This window comes from Streptosporangiales bacterium, from assembly GCA_009379955.1.
Lineage (GTDB): Bacteria > Actinomycetota > Actinomycetes > Streptosporangiales > WHST01 > WHST01.
Window position 1 is genome coordinate 1 of the sequence record WHST01000141.1, and the last position, 16,268, is coordinate 16,268.

Below are 16,268 nucleotides of genomic sequence, written 5' to 3' on the forward strand. Positions count from 1 at the left end.
CAGGTACGGCACCGGGCTCTTGTAGCCGAGGTCGGTGGCGATGCCCTGGTCGATGACCTGCCGGACCAGGCCCTGCTCGATCGTCGCGGTCATCCGGGTGATCTCCTCGACCACGGCGACGACGCCTTGCACGTCGTCGCCGCGGAGCACACCGAGGTGGGTGCGGGTGAGCCCGGCGACCTGCTCACGCAGGGACAGCACACGTTCCCACACCGCGTCCGCGGTGTCAGGTGCCGTCATGTCGCCGTCCATAACCGAATTCTAGACCCCGGCGGTGGCAATAGATCGGGAAATATCGGACACCCGACCAGCGTATAATGTCACGGGTGGATAACGGTTCCGAAGGTTTAGCGAGAGGCGACGCAAGGTGCCGAAGAGGGTCCGTTACCAGCAGGTGAACCAGGGAGTGTGGCAGCCACAGAGCTGCCTCACCCCGTAGACGCGCGGTTTTATGGGGTCGGTCGCCGGGTGTCAAGGAACCGCCAGACCGGTAATCCCACAAAAGTCGTTGTGCGGTTTCTTGACACCCGGCGACCGACCCCCACAATCAAGAAAGGGGTGAGGCAGCGGACCCACAGCAGCCGGCCCACAGCACCACAGCAAACCCTAGAACAACCCCACCGTGTCGCCGTTCTCGTCCAGGTCGATGTGCGCCGCCGCCGGATCCGACCCGAGGCCCGGCATCGTCCGGACCTCGCCGCAGATGGGGTACACGAACCCCGCTCCCACCGACGCCCGTACCTCACGGACGGGAAGCGTCCAGCCCGTCGGCGCACCCTTGAGCGCAGGGTCGGACGACAGCGACAGGTGGGTCTTCGCCATGCACACCGGCAGGTCACTGAACCCCGCCCGCTCGTACATCGCCAGCTGGCGTGACGCCTGCGGCGTGTAGTCGACGCCATCCGCGCCGTAGACCTTCCGTGCCACGGTCTCGATCTTCTCCGGCAGGCTGTAGCCGTCGGGATAGAGCAGCTCGAACGCGCTCGGCTCGTCCGCCGCTTCGACCACGGCCTCGGCGAGGTCGACGGCTCCGTCGCCGCCCTCGGCGAAGTGGTTCGCGACGGCGAAGCGGGCGCCGAGCTCCTCGGCGACCCGGCGGATGACCGCGTACTCCGACGCGTGGTCCGTCGGGAACGCGTTGACCGCCACGACGGCCGGGATGCCGTGCAGGCGGATGTTCTCGATCTGCTTGCGCAGGTTCGACGCCCCGGCGGCGACGTCGTCGGGGTTCTCGGCCAGCAGGGCGTCGGGCAACGGCCTGCCTGCGACGATCCGGTACTTGCCCGAGTGCGCCTTCAGCGCCCGCACCGTCGTGACGACGACGGCAGCGTCGGGCGCCTCGCCGGACGTGCGGCACTTGATGTTGAAGAAGCGCTCGGCTCCCATGTCGGCGCCGAACCCCGCTTCGGTCACCACGTACTCGCCGGCGCGGAGCGCGATGAGGTCGGCGACGACAGACGAGTTGCCGGTCGCGATGTTGCCGAACGGTCCGCAGTGCACGAGGGCCGGCGTGTTCTCCAGCGTCTGGACGAGGTTCGGCTTGATCGCCTCACGGAGCAGCACGGCCATCACGCCCGCCGCGTGCAGCTCCTCGGCCGTGACCGGCTCACCGCCGGCGGTGTAGCCGACGACGATGCGGCCGAGGCGTGCACGCAGGTCCTGCAGCGACGTCGTGAGGGCCAGCGTCGCCATCACCTCGGACGCGGCCGTGATGTCGAAGCCGGTCTGGCGCGGCACCCCGTCGGCCCACGCGCCGAGACCGACGATGATGTTGCGCAACGCACGGTCGTTGACGTCGAGCACACGCCGCCACGTGATGCTCGACGGGTCGAGTCCCAGCGCGTTGCCGTGGTGCAGGTGGTTGTCCACCATGGCGGAGAGCTGGTTGTGCGCCGCGGTCACGGCGTGCATGTCGCCGGTGAGATGGATGTTCAGCTTCTCCATCGGGACGACCTGGCTGTAGCCGCCGCCGGCCGCGCCGCCCTTGATCCCCAGCGCCGGTCCCATCGAGGCCTGCCTGATCGTCACCACCGCGGTGCGGCCGATGCGGTTCAGGCCCTGGGCGAGGCCGACGGTAGTCGTCGTCTTCCCCTCGCCGAGCGGCGTCGGCGTGATCGCACTCACCACGATGTATTTTGCCCGCGGACGGTCGGCGAGCTCCTCGATCGCGTCGAGGCTCACCTTCATGACGTCACGGCCGTACGGTTCGAGGAGATGGGACCCGAGTCCCATTGCATTGGCGATGTCCTCGACCGGTTTCAGCGAGGCACGTCGCGCGATGTCGAGATTGCTCGGAATTCCCATCGCGACCTCCCACGATAAGCGTGGCGTCGGGCACGTCCGAGCGGTAGGAACCAATATCCGATCAGCTCATCATGAGAACCTATTACGGCGGGCGTTCACCACCAGCCGCCGCGGTTGAATGCCTCGCGCCGGGTGTCGACGCCGGCGGTCGCGACGTCGGCTCCCGGACGCGACGACGCGCGCATCCGTACGTTCGCGACGCTCTCGCTCTTGCGCCGGACCCTCGACGCCACGGCGTGCAGGCGTCGCGGCGGCGCCGCACCGTCCGACTCCGCGAGGGCGATCTCGACCAGTGTCGCCGCCGGAAGCGGAAGGTCGACACTCGTCCGCCAGACGGCACGCAGCCGCCGGGTGAGGTCGACGTCCGCGACGGGCACCGTGACGAGCCGTCCCGTCCGCCGCTCGTCCTCGACGCTGCGCAGGCTGATCACCGCTGCACCGACCCCCGCGGCCACCGCCTGCTTCACCGCGGTGGTCGACGCGAGCTCGAGGTGCGGCACGCCCTCGCACAGCTCGCCGAGCTCGCGGTCGAGGACCTCCCGCGCACCGGAACCTCGTTCGCGCAGCACGAGCACGCCGGCGGCGAGCTCGCCGGCGGTGAGCGGGCGCCGCAGGCCGGCCCACGGGTGGGTCGGTGCCACGATGACGCCGAGCTCGTCGCTCACGACGGGGCGGTCCATCAGCCCCGCGTGCGGGCACGGGTCACCGACGAACCCGACGTCGACCTCGCCGCTGCGGACGCGTTGCGCGACCTCGTGCGAGTTCTCCACCCGCAGCTCCACGGTCACCTCGGGCAACCGGGCCCGCAGGGACGTCAACCAGCGCGGCATGAGGTACTCCGCCGTGGTCAGCCCGGCCGCGACGCGCAGCCACCCGTGCTCGGCGTCGCGCAGGGCGGCCGTTCCCGTCAGCAGGTCGGACGCGGCGTCGACGACGACGCGGCCCCAGCGGGCGACCCGCACCCCTGCCGGCGTGAGGCGCGAGCCGGAAGGAGAGCGTTCGAGCAACCGCAGACCCAGCCTCCGCTCGACCGCCTGGATCCGCGCGCTCGCCGCGGGTTGGGAGATCCGGTGCTCACGTGCCGCCTTGCCGAGGCTGCCGAGCCGCTGGACGGTGAGCAGCAGGTCGAGATCGGTGAGGTCGAGCAGACCGGGCGGTAGGACCATGGGAGGAACCTCTTCCGGGGACTTGGCGGAGCGGTCACGGAGAGTCGATGTCCGGGACCCTCACCACGCCACCTCGAGCCGACGGCGACACCGACCCCCGCGTCTGCGGCCACGGAGAGATCTCCGCATCCGCCACCTCCAAGCGTCAGCGCCCGGTTCCCTGCGCGGGCCGGGCACCGCCCGGCCTCACCCGAGTCAAGCACCGGGGCGCGGACGCCGAAAGAGCACTGCGTACGCAATAGAGCACGACCGTTGTGCAGATCTGCACACATACCGCAGAATCGTCACCGATGACGCGATTACGGGCAGACGACCTGCTCTACCTGCTCGAGGTCGTCAGAACCGGCCGTTTGGTCGACGCCGCCCAGCGGCTCGGCGTCGACCACACCACCGTCGCGCGCCGCATCGGCGCACTCGAGAAGGCCGTCGGGCACCGGCTGGTCGACCGCACGGCGCGCGGATGGCGGCTCACCGACAACGGCGAGGAGCTGCTCACCCACGCCGAGGCGGTCGAGACGGCGGTCCACTCCGTCACGCGGGCCGACGCCAGCTCGCGCAGCAACCTCGGTGGGACCGTGCGCATCGCCGCACCCGACGGGCTCGGCTGCACGGTGGTGCCCGACGCCGTCGTCGACCTGCGGCACCGGCATCCGCAGCTGGAGTTCGAGCTCACCACCGCCACGCGGCGCTTCGACATCACCTCGCGCGACTACGACGTGGCGATCACCCTGCAACGTGCGCAGTCGCGCCGGCTCGTCGTGCAGCACCTCACCGACTACCGCATGGGCCTGTACGCCACGCGCGACTACCTCGCGACGCATCCGCCCGTCAGGTCCCGGGAAGACCTCGGACAGCACGCGCTCATCTGGTACGTCGAGTCGCTGCTCGAGGTCGCCGAGCTCGACATCTTCGAGACCCACGTGCTGCCGCGACGACCGGTCCTCAGGAGCTCCAACGTCTCCGCCCAGCTCCGGTTCGTCACCGCGCACGGCGGCATCGGGTTCCTGCCACGCTTCCTGGTGATGGACCGGCCGGATCTCGTGCCCGTGCTGCCCGACGTCGTGTCGGCACGCCGCACGATGTGGCTCGTCGCACGCAGGGAGTCGCTCGGCCTCGCCCGCGTCGCGACCACCGTCGACGCGCTCATCGCGTACGCATCGACGTTGCAGGAGACGCTCGGCGTCGGTCCCGGCGCTGACCCGCAGCCGCTCACCCAGCGCTGACGTCGAGCCCACCCAGGTGCCAACGAACGGTTATGAGCTCATCCGCACTCACCAGGTACCGGGCATTCGTGCACGTTGGCATAGTTCGACGGGTACCCCGCTGGGAGGGATCGCCATGACAGAGGTCCGTACGCAGCCCCCCTCCACGACACCGGAGTCACAGGGGCTCAATCTCATCGACACCGACGTGCACGAACGGGCAGACCTGCGCGCGCTGCTCCCGTACCTGGACCCGATCTGGCGCAAGTACATCACCGACTTCGAGTGGCAGCCCGACCGCGTGCTGCCGTTCGCGCAGTACTCCGCCGGCGGTCTCGACCGCGCCGACGCGAAGCTTCCCGACGGCAGCCCGGGCGGGTCCGACTACAACCTGATGCGGCAGCAGCTGCTCGACGAGTACGACATGGACTACGCCGTCCTCACCGGGTGGCTCGACGCGTCCGCGCTTCACCCCGGCTGGCCCGAGTTCAAGACCGGGCTGATGTCCGCGTACAACGACTGGCAGATCGAGAACTGGGTCGAACGTGACCCGCGGATCCTCGGCTCCGTCCACGTGAACTGTCACGATCCTGCCGGTGCCGCGCGTGAGATCGACCGCGTCGGCTCGCACCCCAAGGTCGTGCAGGTCGCCCTGTACATCGGCGACAAGCCGTTCGGCGACCCGTACTACCACCCCATCTTCGAGGCAGCGGTACGCAACAACCTTCCGATCGGCATCCACCACAGCGAGAACTCGCCGACCGCGCTCGGGTACCACCGCTACTACATCGAGTGGCACACCCTCGTGCCGCAGGTGTTCATGTCGGAGATGGTCAGCCTCATCTTCAACGGTGTCTTCGACAAGTACCCGGAGCTGAAGGTCATCATGATCGAGGGTGGCGTCAGCTACGTCCCGCACCTGATGATGCGTGCCGACCAGCAGTACAAGCAGCTGCGCTCCGAGGTGCCGTGGGTGAAGCGGATGCCCAGCGACATCATCAGGGACCACTTCCGCTTCTCCACCCAGCCGATGGAGGAGATGACGAGCGAGGCGTTCCTCCGGATGATCGACCAGCTCGGGTCCGAGGACCTCTTCTGCTTCGCCACCGACTACCCGCACTGGGACTTCGACTCCCCGTGGGAGGCATTGCCCCGCGACCTCCCCGAGGGCCTGCGGAAGAAGATCTTCTACCAGAACGCCAAGGACCTCTACCCGAAGATGCCGGCGCTCCGCACGCCCTGAGCCGCGAGACCGACGTCAACACCGGCTGCCTTCGGCGGCTTCGCAGAGAGAGAGGGGTCGATGTGAAGCAGGTGGTCTGCCGCAAGGACGAGCTCGGCCCCGGGTGCATGACCCGGGCACAGCTCGGACCGATTCGCATCGCGGTGATCCGAACGAGGAACGGCAGCCTGCACGCGGTCGCGGCCAAGTGCCTCCACCAGGGCGGCCCGCTCGACCTCGGACGGTTGTACGACCACCACGCGACCGGTGAGGTCGGCGAGTACACCGTCGACCTCGAGCGCACCGTCCTCAAGTGTCCGTGGCACGGGTACGAGTACGACGTCAGCACCGGTCGCACGGTGTTCGACGAGAAGCGGTGCGTGCCGACGTTCGTCGCCCGCGAGGACGGCGACGACATCGTCGTCGAGCTGGGGAGTCCACCCAGACGGTGACCACACCGGGTCACACACGGATCAGAGTTGATCACGGGGACGGGTCAGGAGGAGCACGATGAAGGAACCCGTCGGAGGTGCCCGGCCGCGAGACGAGCAGCCGGACGACGTGCCGCCGGAGGCCGGTGAGATCCAGGGCAAGGCGTCCGGGCAGAAGCTGCGCATCCCGTTCCGGCAGTCGCTGCTCGTGGCGTTGGCCGCCGGCGTGGGCTACGGCTTCGACGCGTACGCGGTCAACATCTACGGACTCGTCCTGCCCCACATCCGCGAGAGCCTCGACGTCAGCCTCAAACACCCTCGGCACGATCGGCTCGATCTTCCTGGTGGGCTATACCGTCGGCACAATCGGCTTCGGGATCGCCGCCGACAAGTTCGGCCGCCGCGACACCCTCGGGCTGTCGATCCTGGTGTACGGCGCGACCACCGCGCTCGGCGGCCTGACGCAGAACATCGGGCTGTTCGGCGCACTCCGCTTCCTCACCGGCGTCGGCGGCGCGGGAGAGCTCGCGGTCGGCGCACCGTACACGTGCGAGATGTGGCCCAAACGGGTCCGCGCGATCGGGACGGGCGGGATCATGTTCTCGCTCTACTCGCTGGGCTACATCATGGCCGGCGGCGCCGCGCTCGTCATCGTGCCGAGGTGGGGCTGGGAGTGGACGTTCATCTTCGCGGCCGCCCCGGCGCTGATCATCTTCGTCATGCGTCGCTTCCTCAGCGAGTCGGTCCGCTACGTCATCGCCAAGGTCGAGGCCGAGGTCGAGGCGAAGAAGGCGGCGGCGACCAAGAAGCCGAAGATCTGGCAGATCCCCGGCGCGAAGAAGCACATCGCGATCGGCTGGATGATCTACACGGCCAACGCGGTCGGGTACTGGGGCATGACCGTCTTCCTCACGACGTTCATGGTGGAGAAGTTCGGTGTCACGACGGCCAAGGCCATCACCTACGCGATGCTCTTCTACGTCGTGCAGTTCTTCTTCTGCTACATCGGCACCGCGCTCGCCGACTTCGTCGGCCGCCGGTTCTCCGCCATCCTCGGCGCGGTCATCATGATGGTCTGCACCGCGGCGGGCGCCCTCAGCGACACGTTGGGCCTGTACCTGATCTTCGGCGGGACCTCCATCGCGATGCTCGGCTGGCTGTGGGGTGTCGGCGACACCTACATCTCCGAGCTGTTCCCGACGCGGGTGCGCGGCACCGGCTTCGGGATCTCCGTCGGCGGCGGCCGGGTGATGTCGATCTTCGCGCCGGTCCTCGTCGGCTGGGGCATCACGACCTTCGGGCCGACGGCGCCGTACCTCGCGTTCACCGGACTGTGGATCCTCACGATCGTGGGCTACGCCCTCGGTCCGGAGACCGCGAACAAGGAACTGGAAGAGATCTCCCTCGAGGAGGAACCGACCGTGCCAGGACAGACCCGCGTATCCGAGGGGAGCTGATCGAGATGACGGACCAGAAGGCACAGAAGCGCAGGAAGGTCACCATCCCGTCGCTCATGTCGAAGATGGCGGCCGAGGACCCGATCGTCCAGATGGCCATCTACGACTACCGCTCGGCGGTGATCGCGGACCGGCTCGGCGGCATCGACATCCTGTGCGTGTCCGACACTGGCGGCATGATCCTCTTCGGTCACAAGGACACCACGTCCGTGACGTTCGACGAGGTCATGAGCATGGCCAAGGCCGTGCAACGCGGCTCGAAGTACGGCCTGCGCATGGTCGACATGCCGTACTGGAGCTTCCACGTCTCCGCCGCCCAGGCGGTCGAGAACGCGGGACGCTTCGTGCACGAGGCCGGCGCCGAGGTGATGAAGTGCGAGGGCAACCAGCACCATGCCCCGAACATCGAGGCGATCGTAAAGGCCGGCATCCCCGTCCAGGGACATATCGGCGTCACCCCGATGCGGATGGCGCAGCTCGGCGGCTTCCGCGCACAGGGCAAGACCGCCGACACCGCGAAGGCGCTCGTCGACGACGCGTGGGCGATGGTCGACGCCGGCTGCTTCTCGATCCTCTGCGAGGTCACCACTGACGACGTCGCGCAGTACCTCGCGGAGACACTGCCCGTCCCGGTGATCTCGCTCGGCGCGGGCAGCAAGACCCACGGCGTGCACATCATCACGAGCGACCTGTTCCACATGTACGAGGAGCACACGCCGCGGCACTCGAAGATCTACTTCGACATCATCCCCGTCTTCGAGGACGTGTTCACGCAGTACCGCGACGAGGTGAAGAAGCGGGTCTACCCCGGCCCGGAGCACACGGTCTTCATGGCCGAGGACGAGCGCAAGAAGTTCCTCGAGCTGATGAACGGCTAGACCTCTCATGACCCAGCAGACGGACTTCGTCGAGGTCGACGTCGGCGCGCTGGCGGACGGCCAGATGATGCGCGTCGACGTCGGCGGCCGGCGCGTCCTGCTGGCCAGGGTCGACGGAGAGCTGCACGCGATCGACGCGGTCTGCACCCACGAGCGTGCGTACCTCGACGAGGGCGCGCTCGTCGGGCACGTCGTCTACTGCCCGCTCCACTACAGCGCCTTCGACGTGCGGTCGGGCGAGGTGCTCGGTCCGCCCGCGGACCGGTCGACGCAGCGGTACACAGTCGAGGTCGTCGACGGCTCGGCGCGGATCAGCACCGAGCCTGCGACCGCCGGGGACGACGGCGCGGGCACGACGGACGACACGGCTCCGGTCACGGCAGACGTGCGCACGTTGCCGGCGGAGCGGCCGAGGACGCTGCACTCGAGGATGGTCGACCCGATCGACCGCCTCGTCTGGCCGGAGCGTCTTGCCACGAGGATCCACGCCGCGATCGGACCGCTGCGCCTGCGGCTGGCGCGTGCGGGGCTGATGGACCTGCTGCACGGTCGGTGGCTCGGGCACGCACTGCACCCGGCGCTGAGTGACATGCCGATCGGCCTCTGGGCCGGCTCGCTGCTGCTCTACCTGGTGGGCTGGTCCGGCGCCGCCGTCCTGCTGAGCATCGTGGGGATCGCCGCCGCGCTCGGGGCGGCCGCGACGGGCACCGCCGACTGGACGGCCACCGACGGGCACGAACGACGCGTCGGCCTCGTGCACGGCCTCGTCATGCTCGGCGCGCTGCTCGTGCAGTGCGGCTCGGTCGTCGCCCATTTCGCCGGCGGTCACGTCGTGGCGGTGATCCTCTCCGCCGCGAGCATCGCCGTCACCCTCGGCGCCGCGTACCTCGGCGGCCACCTGGTGCTCGGCCGGGGCACGATGGTCGACCACACGGCCTGGCCCGAGCACGCGCCCGGATGGGAGCGGGCACTCGCCGAGGACGAGCTCGGCCTCGGCGCGACCGTCCCCGTCGACGTGGGGCAGCGCAAGGTCCTGCTGCACCGCGACGGCGACGACCGGATCTCCGCGATCGAGGCGGTGTGCAGCCACGCGGGCGCGCCGCTCGCCCTCGGCGCGACGTGCGAGGGCGTGGTCACCTGCCCGTGGCACGACTCGCGGTTCCGGCTGCGCGACGGCGCCGTCCTGCGCGGTCCCGCGACGTTCCCGCAGCCGGCGCTCGACGTCCGGGTCGCGGACGGGTGGATCGAGGTACGGTCCCCGCGTCCCGCCGCGCCGGACGTCCGTTGACACTGGCCCGGTGAGCCAGGAGGTCGTGACCACCGGGGTGTGGGTGGCGGGGGCGGTCATCGCCCTCGCCGCCGGCTACGTGCAGGGCCTCACCGGGCTCGGCTTCGCGATCGTGTTCACCCCGCTGTACGTCCTGTTCGTCCCGCGGCCGCACGAGGTCGTCCTGCTCTCCCTCCTGCTCGGCACCGTGCTGAGCCTCGGCGTCCTGGCCGACAGCCGCAGGGCGTTCCGGGTCAGACGTTCGGTGCCGCTGCTCGTCGGCGCCGCGGTCGGCACGCCCGCCGGCGTCGCCGTGCTCTCGTTCGTCCCGAACGACGCGCTCACGATCCTCATCGCCGTGACCGCGCTCGTCGCCGCGGCCCTGTGGATCGTCCGGCTCCCCCCGCCGACGAGCCACGAGACCGCCGCCGTCGGCCTCGCGGGACTGCTCGGTGGCTTCCTCAACGGCAGCACCAGCATGGGCGGACCGCCGCCCGCCCTCGTGGCGTCGATGCAGCGCTGGCCGGTCCAGGAGAGCCGTGCGGCCCTCACGACGTTCAACCTGGCCAGCTACGTCATCGCGGTCGCCGTCGGTCTCACCGCCGGGCTCGCCGACGGCGGCTTCCTGCTTCGCGGCCTCCTGCTGCTACCCGTGGCGATCGGCGGCAGCATCCTCGGCGCGTGGTCCGCCAGGCGCGTGTCGCGCCAGGCGTTCGGCCGCGTCCTCGCCGGTGTGGTCTGCGTGGCAGGCGTACTCGCACTGGTGTCGACGTTCACCTGACGCCGGTACGCGTCAGCCGTGTGCCGCCAGGATCTCGCGGTGCAGGTCGAGGAGCCTCGGGACGTCGTCCCGCTCCGCGCGCGCCATGCCGCACTCCGTGCAGATCCCCCATTCCCGGCCACCCAGGTGCTGGTCGACGACCCTGACCTGCTCGGCCGTGGTACCCGGCTCCTGCCCGTCGGGGTGGTACGGCACGAGGGCGAGGTACAGCTCCGTCTCGGCCGGCACCGCGAGCCCGCTCAGCGGCGCGAAGAACGCCGCGTCGGCACGGTTCTGCGGCACCGTGAACGCGAAGAAGCTCACCGGCCGCCGCGCTCCCGCGACGACCGCGTTGGTCACCCGCACCTGCAGCTCGAGCGACTCCGGCTCCTTGAAGTGCCGGTGCCCGTAGTCGCCGTAGCACAGGTGCAGACCCACGGGCACGTCGTCGGGAACCTCGTCGACGCAACGGACGAGGCGTTCGACCACGGCCTCGAACGGAAAGCGCTCGCCGCCCTCGAAGCCGCCCTCCAGGATCCCGAACTCGACGGCGACGTCCCACTGCACCGCGACGTCGTCGTGCGGGACCGAGGCGAGGAACCGGCCGAGGTCGGCGAACAGCACCCGCTCGTACGAAGGCTCGAGCCTCAGCTGGTCGTCGGCCACGACCCAGGCGCCGATCGACGCGAGCGGAGTCGGGTACTGCACCTGCATGCGAACCCCGGCCGGGATGACGCCGTCACCGCGCAGCCGCGAGAAGATCTCGTGCGACTCGGCGTACGCCGTCGCGTAACCGAGGTCGGGCCACACGACGTCGGCGGGCTCGGTGCCCGGTGCCAGCCGGACCTTCGGCAGCTCCTCGTAACCCTCGGCGGGCGCATCCTCCGACTCCGCCTTCTCGAGCCCCGGTGTCGCCCAGAACTTCGCCAACTGGAAGAAGATCCACTGCTGGCGGTCACCCGTCTCGCCGTCCGGGATTCGCCTCACCCCGGTGGGGATCCTGGTGGCGATCTCGCGCATCACGGTCTCGCCGTCCGCGAGGTTGACACCACCGTTGAAGTGAACAGTCGTAGGAGACATCGCCGCACCCCTTTGTGCCGTGAACGACCCCCGGCCGCCTCGCCCCCCGCACGAAGTGGCGTGAACGCTAGCACCCGGTCGACGCGACCTCCACCGGTCGAACTACATCTGTCACCGAGCGATCCCTCTCCTGTGACAGCGGGGCGCGAGATCACTGCGTACGCGTCTAGGATCACGCGATGAACGAGAACATCGATGGACCCGCACCCGGGACGGACGATGCGGTTCATGCCGAGCTCGTCGGCGTCGGCGACGCCTTCGCGGCGGCCGTCGTCTCCAACGACACCGCGCGGATCGCCGGCTTCATGGCCGACGACTGGGTGATGGTCTCCTGGTCGGGCATGACGACCAGGGACCAGTTCCTCTCGGTCATCGAGTCCGGGGACCTGACCCACTCGGCCATGGACCGCGTGAGCGCGCCGAGGATCAGGGTCTACGGCGACACCGCCGTCATCTCCGTGCGGGTCACGAACACGGCCCACTACCTCGGCAGACGCGTCGACGCGGACGAGTGGACGACCGACGTGTTCGCGAGGCAGGACGACCGCTGGCGGTGCGTGCTCACCCACATCACGCCGGTGTCCCCGGCACCCTAGGCGGGGCGCTTGAGGCGGAAGGTGGCGCGGTAGGACTGCGGGGTCGCTCCCACGCGGGAGCCGAAGTGGTGGCGTAGCGCCGCGGCGTTGCCGAACCCGGTGCGCGCGGCGACGGCGTCGACGGTCAGGTCGCTCTCCTCGAGCAGGTGGCGGGCGAGCAGCACCCGCTGGGTGGTCAGCCAGTCGTGCGGTGTCACGCCCGTCTCGGCCTGGAACCGCCGGGCGAACGTGCGCGGCGCCATGTGCGCGCGGCGCGCCAGGGAGGCGACGGTCATCGACTCGTCGAGGTGGGCGACGATCCAGGCGAGCAGCGGCTCGAGCGTCGACACCCGGCTCGTCGGCACCGGCGTCTGGACGTACTGCTTCTGCCCGCCGGAACGCTGCGGCGGGACGACCATGCGCCTGGCGAACGCGCGCGCGACCTCGCTGCCCTCGTGCTCGCGGATCAGGTGCAGACCGAGGTCGATGCCGGCGGCCGTTCCCGCGCTCGTCCAGACCTGCCCGTCGCCGACGAACAGGACGTCGGGGTTGACCCGCGCCTTCGGGAAGTCGTGCTGCAGCTCCTCGGCGTACATCCAGTGCGTGGTGCAGTCGCGGCCGTCGAGCAGTCCCGCCTCGCCGAGGACGAACGCCCCCGAGCAGACGCTCAGCACCAGCGCGCCCCGCTCGACGCCGCGTCGCAGCGCGCCGAGCAGCTCCTCGGGGTAGCGGGCGAGGCGGCGCCCGGCGGGGACGGCGATCACGTCGGCGTCGTCCAGCGCCGACAGCCCGTGCCGCGGGACGATGTCGAAGCCGCTCTTGGTCGGCAGCGGTTCACCCGGACGCTCCCCGCACACCCGGAAGTCGTACGTGGGCAGGCCCTGGTCGGAGCGGTCGACTCCGAAGACCTCGGTCAGCACGCCGAGCTCGAACACGGCGGTGCCTGGCAGGACGGGTACGGCGACGGATCGGAACATCCTCCCAGCATATGGCAGGATCTCGCGGAAGGACGGCATCTCTGCCACTCGGCATGCGGTGAAATCCCGACAATGCTGGCGGGTATGGAAATGCTCATCCTGCTCGCAGCCGTCCTCCTCGTCGACATCGCTGCGCTCGCGGGCTGGGTGGCAGACAGCCGCACCGGCCGCGACTGGCAGCCCCGCGGGGGGTGGAAGCCCACCGAGGACGTCCACCTCCAGCACCGACCCGCCGTCCGCTGATCTCGCGCGCGACTCACGCCCTGCCATAGTTCGGGGATGGATCACCGCTCCCGCTCGTGGATCGGGCGACGGCTGCGGTCGCTGGCGTTGCTGGAACTGCTCAACATCCCGCTCCAGGCCGTGATCTGGTTCGCCGTCGTCGACCTCCCGGTGACGGTGCCGAACGCGGTGGGTTTCGCACTGTTCGCGTTCCTCCTGCTGCAGGGTGCCAGTTACTGGGCGGCAAAGCTCAGGCGCTTCGGGGCGCCCGGCGGTGCACTGCCCGGCGTCGGGGCCTTCAGGATCGGTCGCGTGGCGAACGTGGCGGTGCTGCTCGCCGGACTGGCGTACGCCGTTCGGTCGGTGGTCGCCGACCCGGGGGCGGGCAGCATCCCCGGCCTGGTGTTCGCGCTGGTCGCGGTGCTGGAGTACGTGAACTACTTCCACGTGCAGCTCATGTACGACAACGCCGACGACCTCCGCTACCTGTTCACGCGCGGTCTGCGCCGCGCGCACCTCGCCCGTGACCTGCGCACCCGGGGGAGGTCACGTCGCGCGCGGGTGTGAGCCCACGCACATATGTGTCCTACGTCACGCATTCGTTGTCTCGTGCGTCGCAGACCAGGTCCGTCGCTCCCGGAGATACTGACCCGGCAGAGGGACGGAGGAGTCGACGCTGATGCTGGGCCCGGTGTCACCGCAGCGCGTCGGCGTCGCCACCGCGCTCGCCGTGATCATGACCGTCCCCAGCCTCACCCAGTTCGCCCTCGGCTCGCTCGCGCCGTTCCTCACCGACGAGTTCCACCTCACGCCGACCGCGTTCGGCGCGGTCACCGCGTCGTACTACCTGGCCGCGGCCGGGCTCTCGCCGCTGATGGGCCGATGGGTCGACCACCTGGGCACGCGCCGCGCCCTGCTCGTCACGGTCGGCATCGGCTGGGTGGGCTCACTGACGCTCGCGGGTGCACCCGCACTCGTCGGCGTCCTGGCCAGCGTGTTCGTCGCGGGCGCGGCGACGGCCATGGCCAACCCGGCGACCAACGTCGCGATCTCCACGCTCCCCCGCCCGCACGCCGCACTCGTGGGCGTCAAGCAGTCGGGCGTCCAGACGGCCGCGCTGCTCGGCGGCGCGATCCTCCCGGCGCTCGCGGTCGCGTACGGATGGCGCACCTCGGTGCTCGCATGCTCGGTCGCGTTCGCGGTCGGTGTGGTGGCCGCGGCGACGATGCCGGTGCCGGCGCGGACGCACGTCACCAGGACCCGCCGGAAAGGCATGCGGACCAGACCGGGTGTCAGGAGGCTGGCCCTGTTCGCCGGCCTGATGGGGTGCGGCATGGCGGCGACCAACGTCTACCTCGTCCTCTACGCGCACGACCGAGTGCACATGGATGTGCGTCTCGCGGGGTCGCTGCTCGCCACGGTCGGACTCGTCGCGATCATCGCGCGCATCACCCTCACGCTCGTCGCGGAGCGTGCTCGCGCACCGGAACGCACCGGCATGCGCATGCTCCGCACCATGGCTGTCGTCGCCGTCGGTGCGGCGGCGCTCATCGCGTCTGCGCCGCAGCTCGGCGCCGGTGTGCTCTGGGTGGGAGCGGTCGCGACCGGGCTCAGCGTCGCCGCGTTCAACGGCGTCACCATGTTCGTGCTCATCCGGACGAGCCACCAGACCGCCACCGCGACGGACTCGGGCCTGGTGCAGGGCAGCTTCTTCGCCGGCATGCTGGTGAGCCCGCCGGTGTTCGGCCTGCTCGTCGACCTGACCGGCAGCTACACGTACGGCTGGACCTGGGCGGCCGTGTGCCTCGTGGCCGCCGCGATCGTCATCCCCGGCGCGACGGCCCTGATGACCCCGCACCCCGAGCCCGGCTGAGTGCCGCCCTCCCCGCCCCCGGACATCCACGTGGACGCCTTGCTGTCGTCATGGCGACAGCAAGGCGTCCACGTGGCTGCTAGCCGAAGACCGGCGTGGCGCCGGGCGGCGGAGGGACGGCGAACGCGTTGAGTGCCGCGGCCAGGGTCGTGTAGTAGCCGAACAGGAAGACCAGCTCGGCGACGCCCCGCTCGTCGAACACCGCGCGCGCGACCCGGTAGAGGTCGTCGCCCACCGCGCGGTCACGCGAGAGGGCGGCGCACACGTCGTACGCCGCCGCCTCCTCCGCCGAGAGCCCGTCGGGACGTGCGCCCGCGCGCAGCTGGTCGAGGACGCGTTCCGGCATGCCGACGTGACGCGCGACCGCGGAGTGGGCGTACCACTCGAACTCGCACTTCCAGTCACACGACACCATCAGGATCACCAGCTCGCGCACGCGCGCCGGAAGAGTCGACTCGTACCTGAGCACCTCACCGACGCGCTGGAGCGCACCGCCGAGCTCGGGGCTCATCAGCATCGCGTTGAACGGGCCGTGCAGGCTGCCGTCCGCGGCCGTCAGCTCGAAGAGCCGCGGACCCGACGACCGCTTGCCGCCGACGATCGCGTCGTACACGACCCGCTGGTCCGCGGACAGTTCCTCGGGGGTGGGCCGGCTGAGTCGTGACACCGTTCTCCTCACGCGGGCGATGGCGCCGGGGCGGCGCACCCCGTCACGCTAGTGTCGCCCGCCGGAAATTCGTGTGATATATCGTGCGAGGGAGTCGAGGATTTCCTCCGCGGTCTTCTTCCACACGAACGGTTTCGGGTCCTCGTTCCACATCTTGATCCATTCGCGGACGTCTTTCTCCAGTGCC

At 70.0% G+C, this 16,268-nt stretch carries 16 protein-coding genes and 1 pseudogene; 10 read left to right on the forward strand and 7 right to left on the reverse strand.

The genetic code is table 11. The features are described from left to right. The 3 genes from GEV10_28180 to GEV10_28190 form a co-directional block, all read right to left on the reverse strand. The coding region (locus GEV10_28180; protein MQA82296.1) for a hypothetical protein at positions 1–240 on the reverse strand (240 nt) is incomplete at its 3' end. 366 nt (positions 241–606) lie between these two features. Continuing rightward, the gene (locus tag GEV10_28185) at positions 607–2,304 is read right to left on the reverse strand and encodes a formate--tetrahydrofolate ligase (GenBank protein ID MQA82297.1); all 1,698 of its coding nucleotides are present in this window, start codon (positions 2,302–2,304) and stop codon (positions 607–609) included. A 95-nt stretch (positions 2,305–2,399) separates the two neighbouring features. Continuing rightward, positions 2,400–3,470 carry a LysR family transcriptional regulator gene (locus tag GEV10_28190; protein ID MQA82298.1) on the reverse strand — a complete coding sequence of 357 codons (1,071 nt, stop codon included), beginning with the start codon at positions 3,468–3,470 and terminating at the stop codon, positions 2,400–2,402. Between the two features lie 290 nt (positions 3,471–3,760). On the opposite strand from GEV10_28190, the gene GEV10_28195 reads away from it, so the two are divergent. The 7 genes and pseudogenes from GEV10_28195 (at position 3,761) to GEV10_28225 (ending at position 10,708) form a co-directional block, all read left to right on the forward strand. Continuing rightward, entirely contained in the window at positions 3,761–4,693 is a 933-nt protein-coding gene (locus tag GEV10_28195) for a LysR family transcriptional regulator (GenBank protein ID MQA82299.1), read from the forward strand. Between the two features lie 115 nt (positions 4,694–4,808). Beyond that, positions 4,809–5,915: an amidohydrolase family protein gene (locus GEV10_28200; protein MQA82300.1), complete on the forward strand. Its 1,107-nt coding sequence runs from the start codon at positions 4,809–4,811 to the stop codon at positions 5,913–5,915. 62 nt (positions 5,916–5,977) lie between these two features. Next, positions 5,978–6,346, forward strand: a complete 369-nt coding sequence (locus tag GEV10_28205) for a Rieske 2Fe-2S domain-containing protein (GenBank protein MQA82301.1) — start codon at positions 5,978–5,980, stop codon at positions 6,344–6,346. A gap of 58 nt (positions 6,347–6,404) precedes the next feature. Further along, a pseudogene (locus GEV10_28210) lies at positions 6,405–7,782 on the forward strand (MFS transporter). Between the two features lie 5 nt (positions 7,783–7,787). Further along, on the forward strand, positions 7,788–8,660 hold the full coding sequence (locus tag GEV10_28215) for a 3-methyl-2-oxobutanoate hydroxymethyltransferase (protein MQA82302.1): 873 nt from the start codon (positions 7,788–7,790) through the stop codon (positions 8,658–8,660). A gap of 7 nt (positions 8,661–8,667) precedes the next feature. Next, a complete protein-coding gene (locus tag GEV10_28220; GenBank protein ID MQA82303.1) occupies positions 8,668–9,948 on the forward strand; it encodes a Rieske 2Fe-2S domain-containing protein in 1,281 nt (426 codons plus the stop codon). Positions 9,949–9,958: 10 nt separating this feature from the next. Next, complete coding sequence (locus GEV10_28225) at positions 9,959–10,708, forward strand: TSUP family transporter (GenBank protein MQA82304.1); 750 nt, start codon at positions 9,959–9,961, stop codon at positions 10,706–10,708. A 12-nt stretch (positions 10,709–10,720) separates the two neighbouring features. Here the strand turns inward: GEV10_28225 and GEV10_28230 are convergent, their stop codons facing one another. Next, positions 10,721–11,674, reverse strand: coding sequence for a hypothetical protein (locus tag GEV10_28230; GenBank protein ID MQA82305.1), 954 nt, complete (start codon positions 11,672–11,674; stop codon positions 10,721–10,723). Positions 11,675–11,946: 272 nt separating this feature from the next. Between GEV10_28230 and GEV10_28235 the strand changes: the two genes are divergently transcribed. Continuing rightward, on the forward strand, positions 11,947–12,363 hold the full coding sequence (locus tag GEV10_28235; GenBank protein ID MQA82306.1) for a DUF4440 domain-containing protein: 417 nt from the start codon (positions 11,947–11,949) through the stop codon (positions 12,361–12,363). Here the strand turns inward: GEV10_28235 and GEV10_28240 are convergent. Then, positions 12,360–13,319: a helix-turn-helix domain-containing protein gene (locus GEV10_28240; GenBank protein MQA82307.1), complete on the reverse strand. Its 960-nt coding sequence runs from the start codon at positions 13,317–13,319 to the stop codon at positions 12,360–12,362. The two genes, GEV10_28235 and GEV10_28240, sit on opposite strands and share 4 nt — an antisense overlap. Before the next feature lie 279 nt (positions 13,320–13,598). Between GEV10_28240 and GEV10_28245 the strand changes: the two genes are divergently transcribed. Together GEV10_28245 and GEV10_28250 are read left to right on the forward strand one after the other, a co-directional pair. Continuing rightward, the gene (locus tag GEV10_28245) at positions 13,599–14,108 is read left to right on the forward strand and encodes a hypothetical protein (protein MQA82308.1); all 510 of its coding nucleotides are present in this window, start codon (positions 13,599–13,601) and stop codon (positions 14,106–14,108) included. 112 nt (positions 14,109–14,220) lie between these two features. Next, a complete protein-coding gene (locus tag GEV10_28250) occupies positions 14,221–15,414 on the forward strand; it encodes an MFS transporter (GenBank protein ID MQA82309.1) in 1,194 nt (397 codons plus the stop codon). A gap of 79 nt (positions 15,415–15,493) precedes the next feature. On the opposite strand, the gene GEV10_28255 is transcribed toward GEV10_28250, so the two are convergent. Beyond that, entirely contained in the window at positions 15,494–16,081 is a 588-nt protein-coding gene (locus GEV10_28255; protein MQA82310.1) for a carboxymuconolactone decarboxylase family protein, read from the reverse strand. A gap of 48 nt (positions 16,082–16,129) precedes the next feature. Then, a partial coding sequence (locus GEV10_28260; GenBank protein ID MQA82311.1) for an IS630 family transposase occupies positions 16,130–16,268 on the reverse strand: 139 nt, incomplete at its 5' end.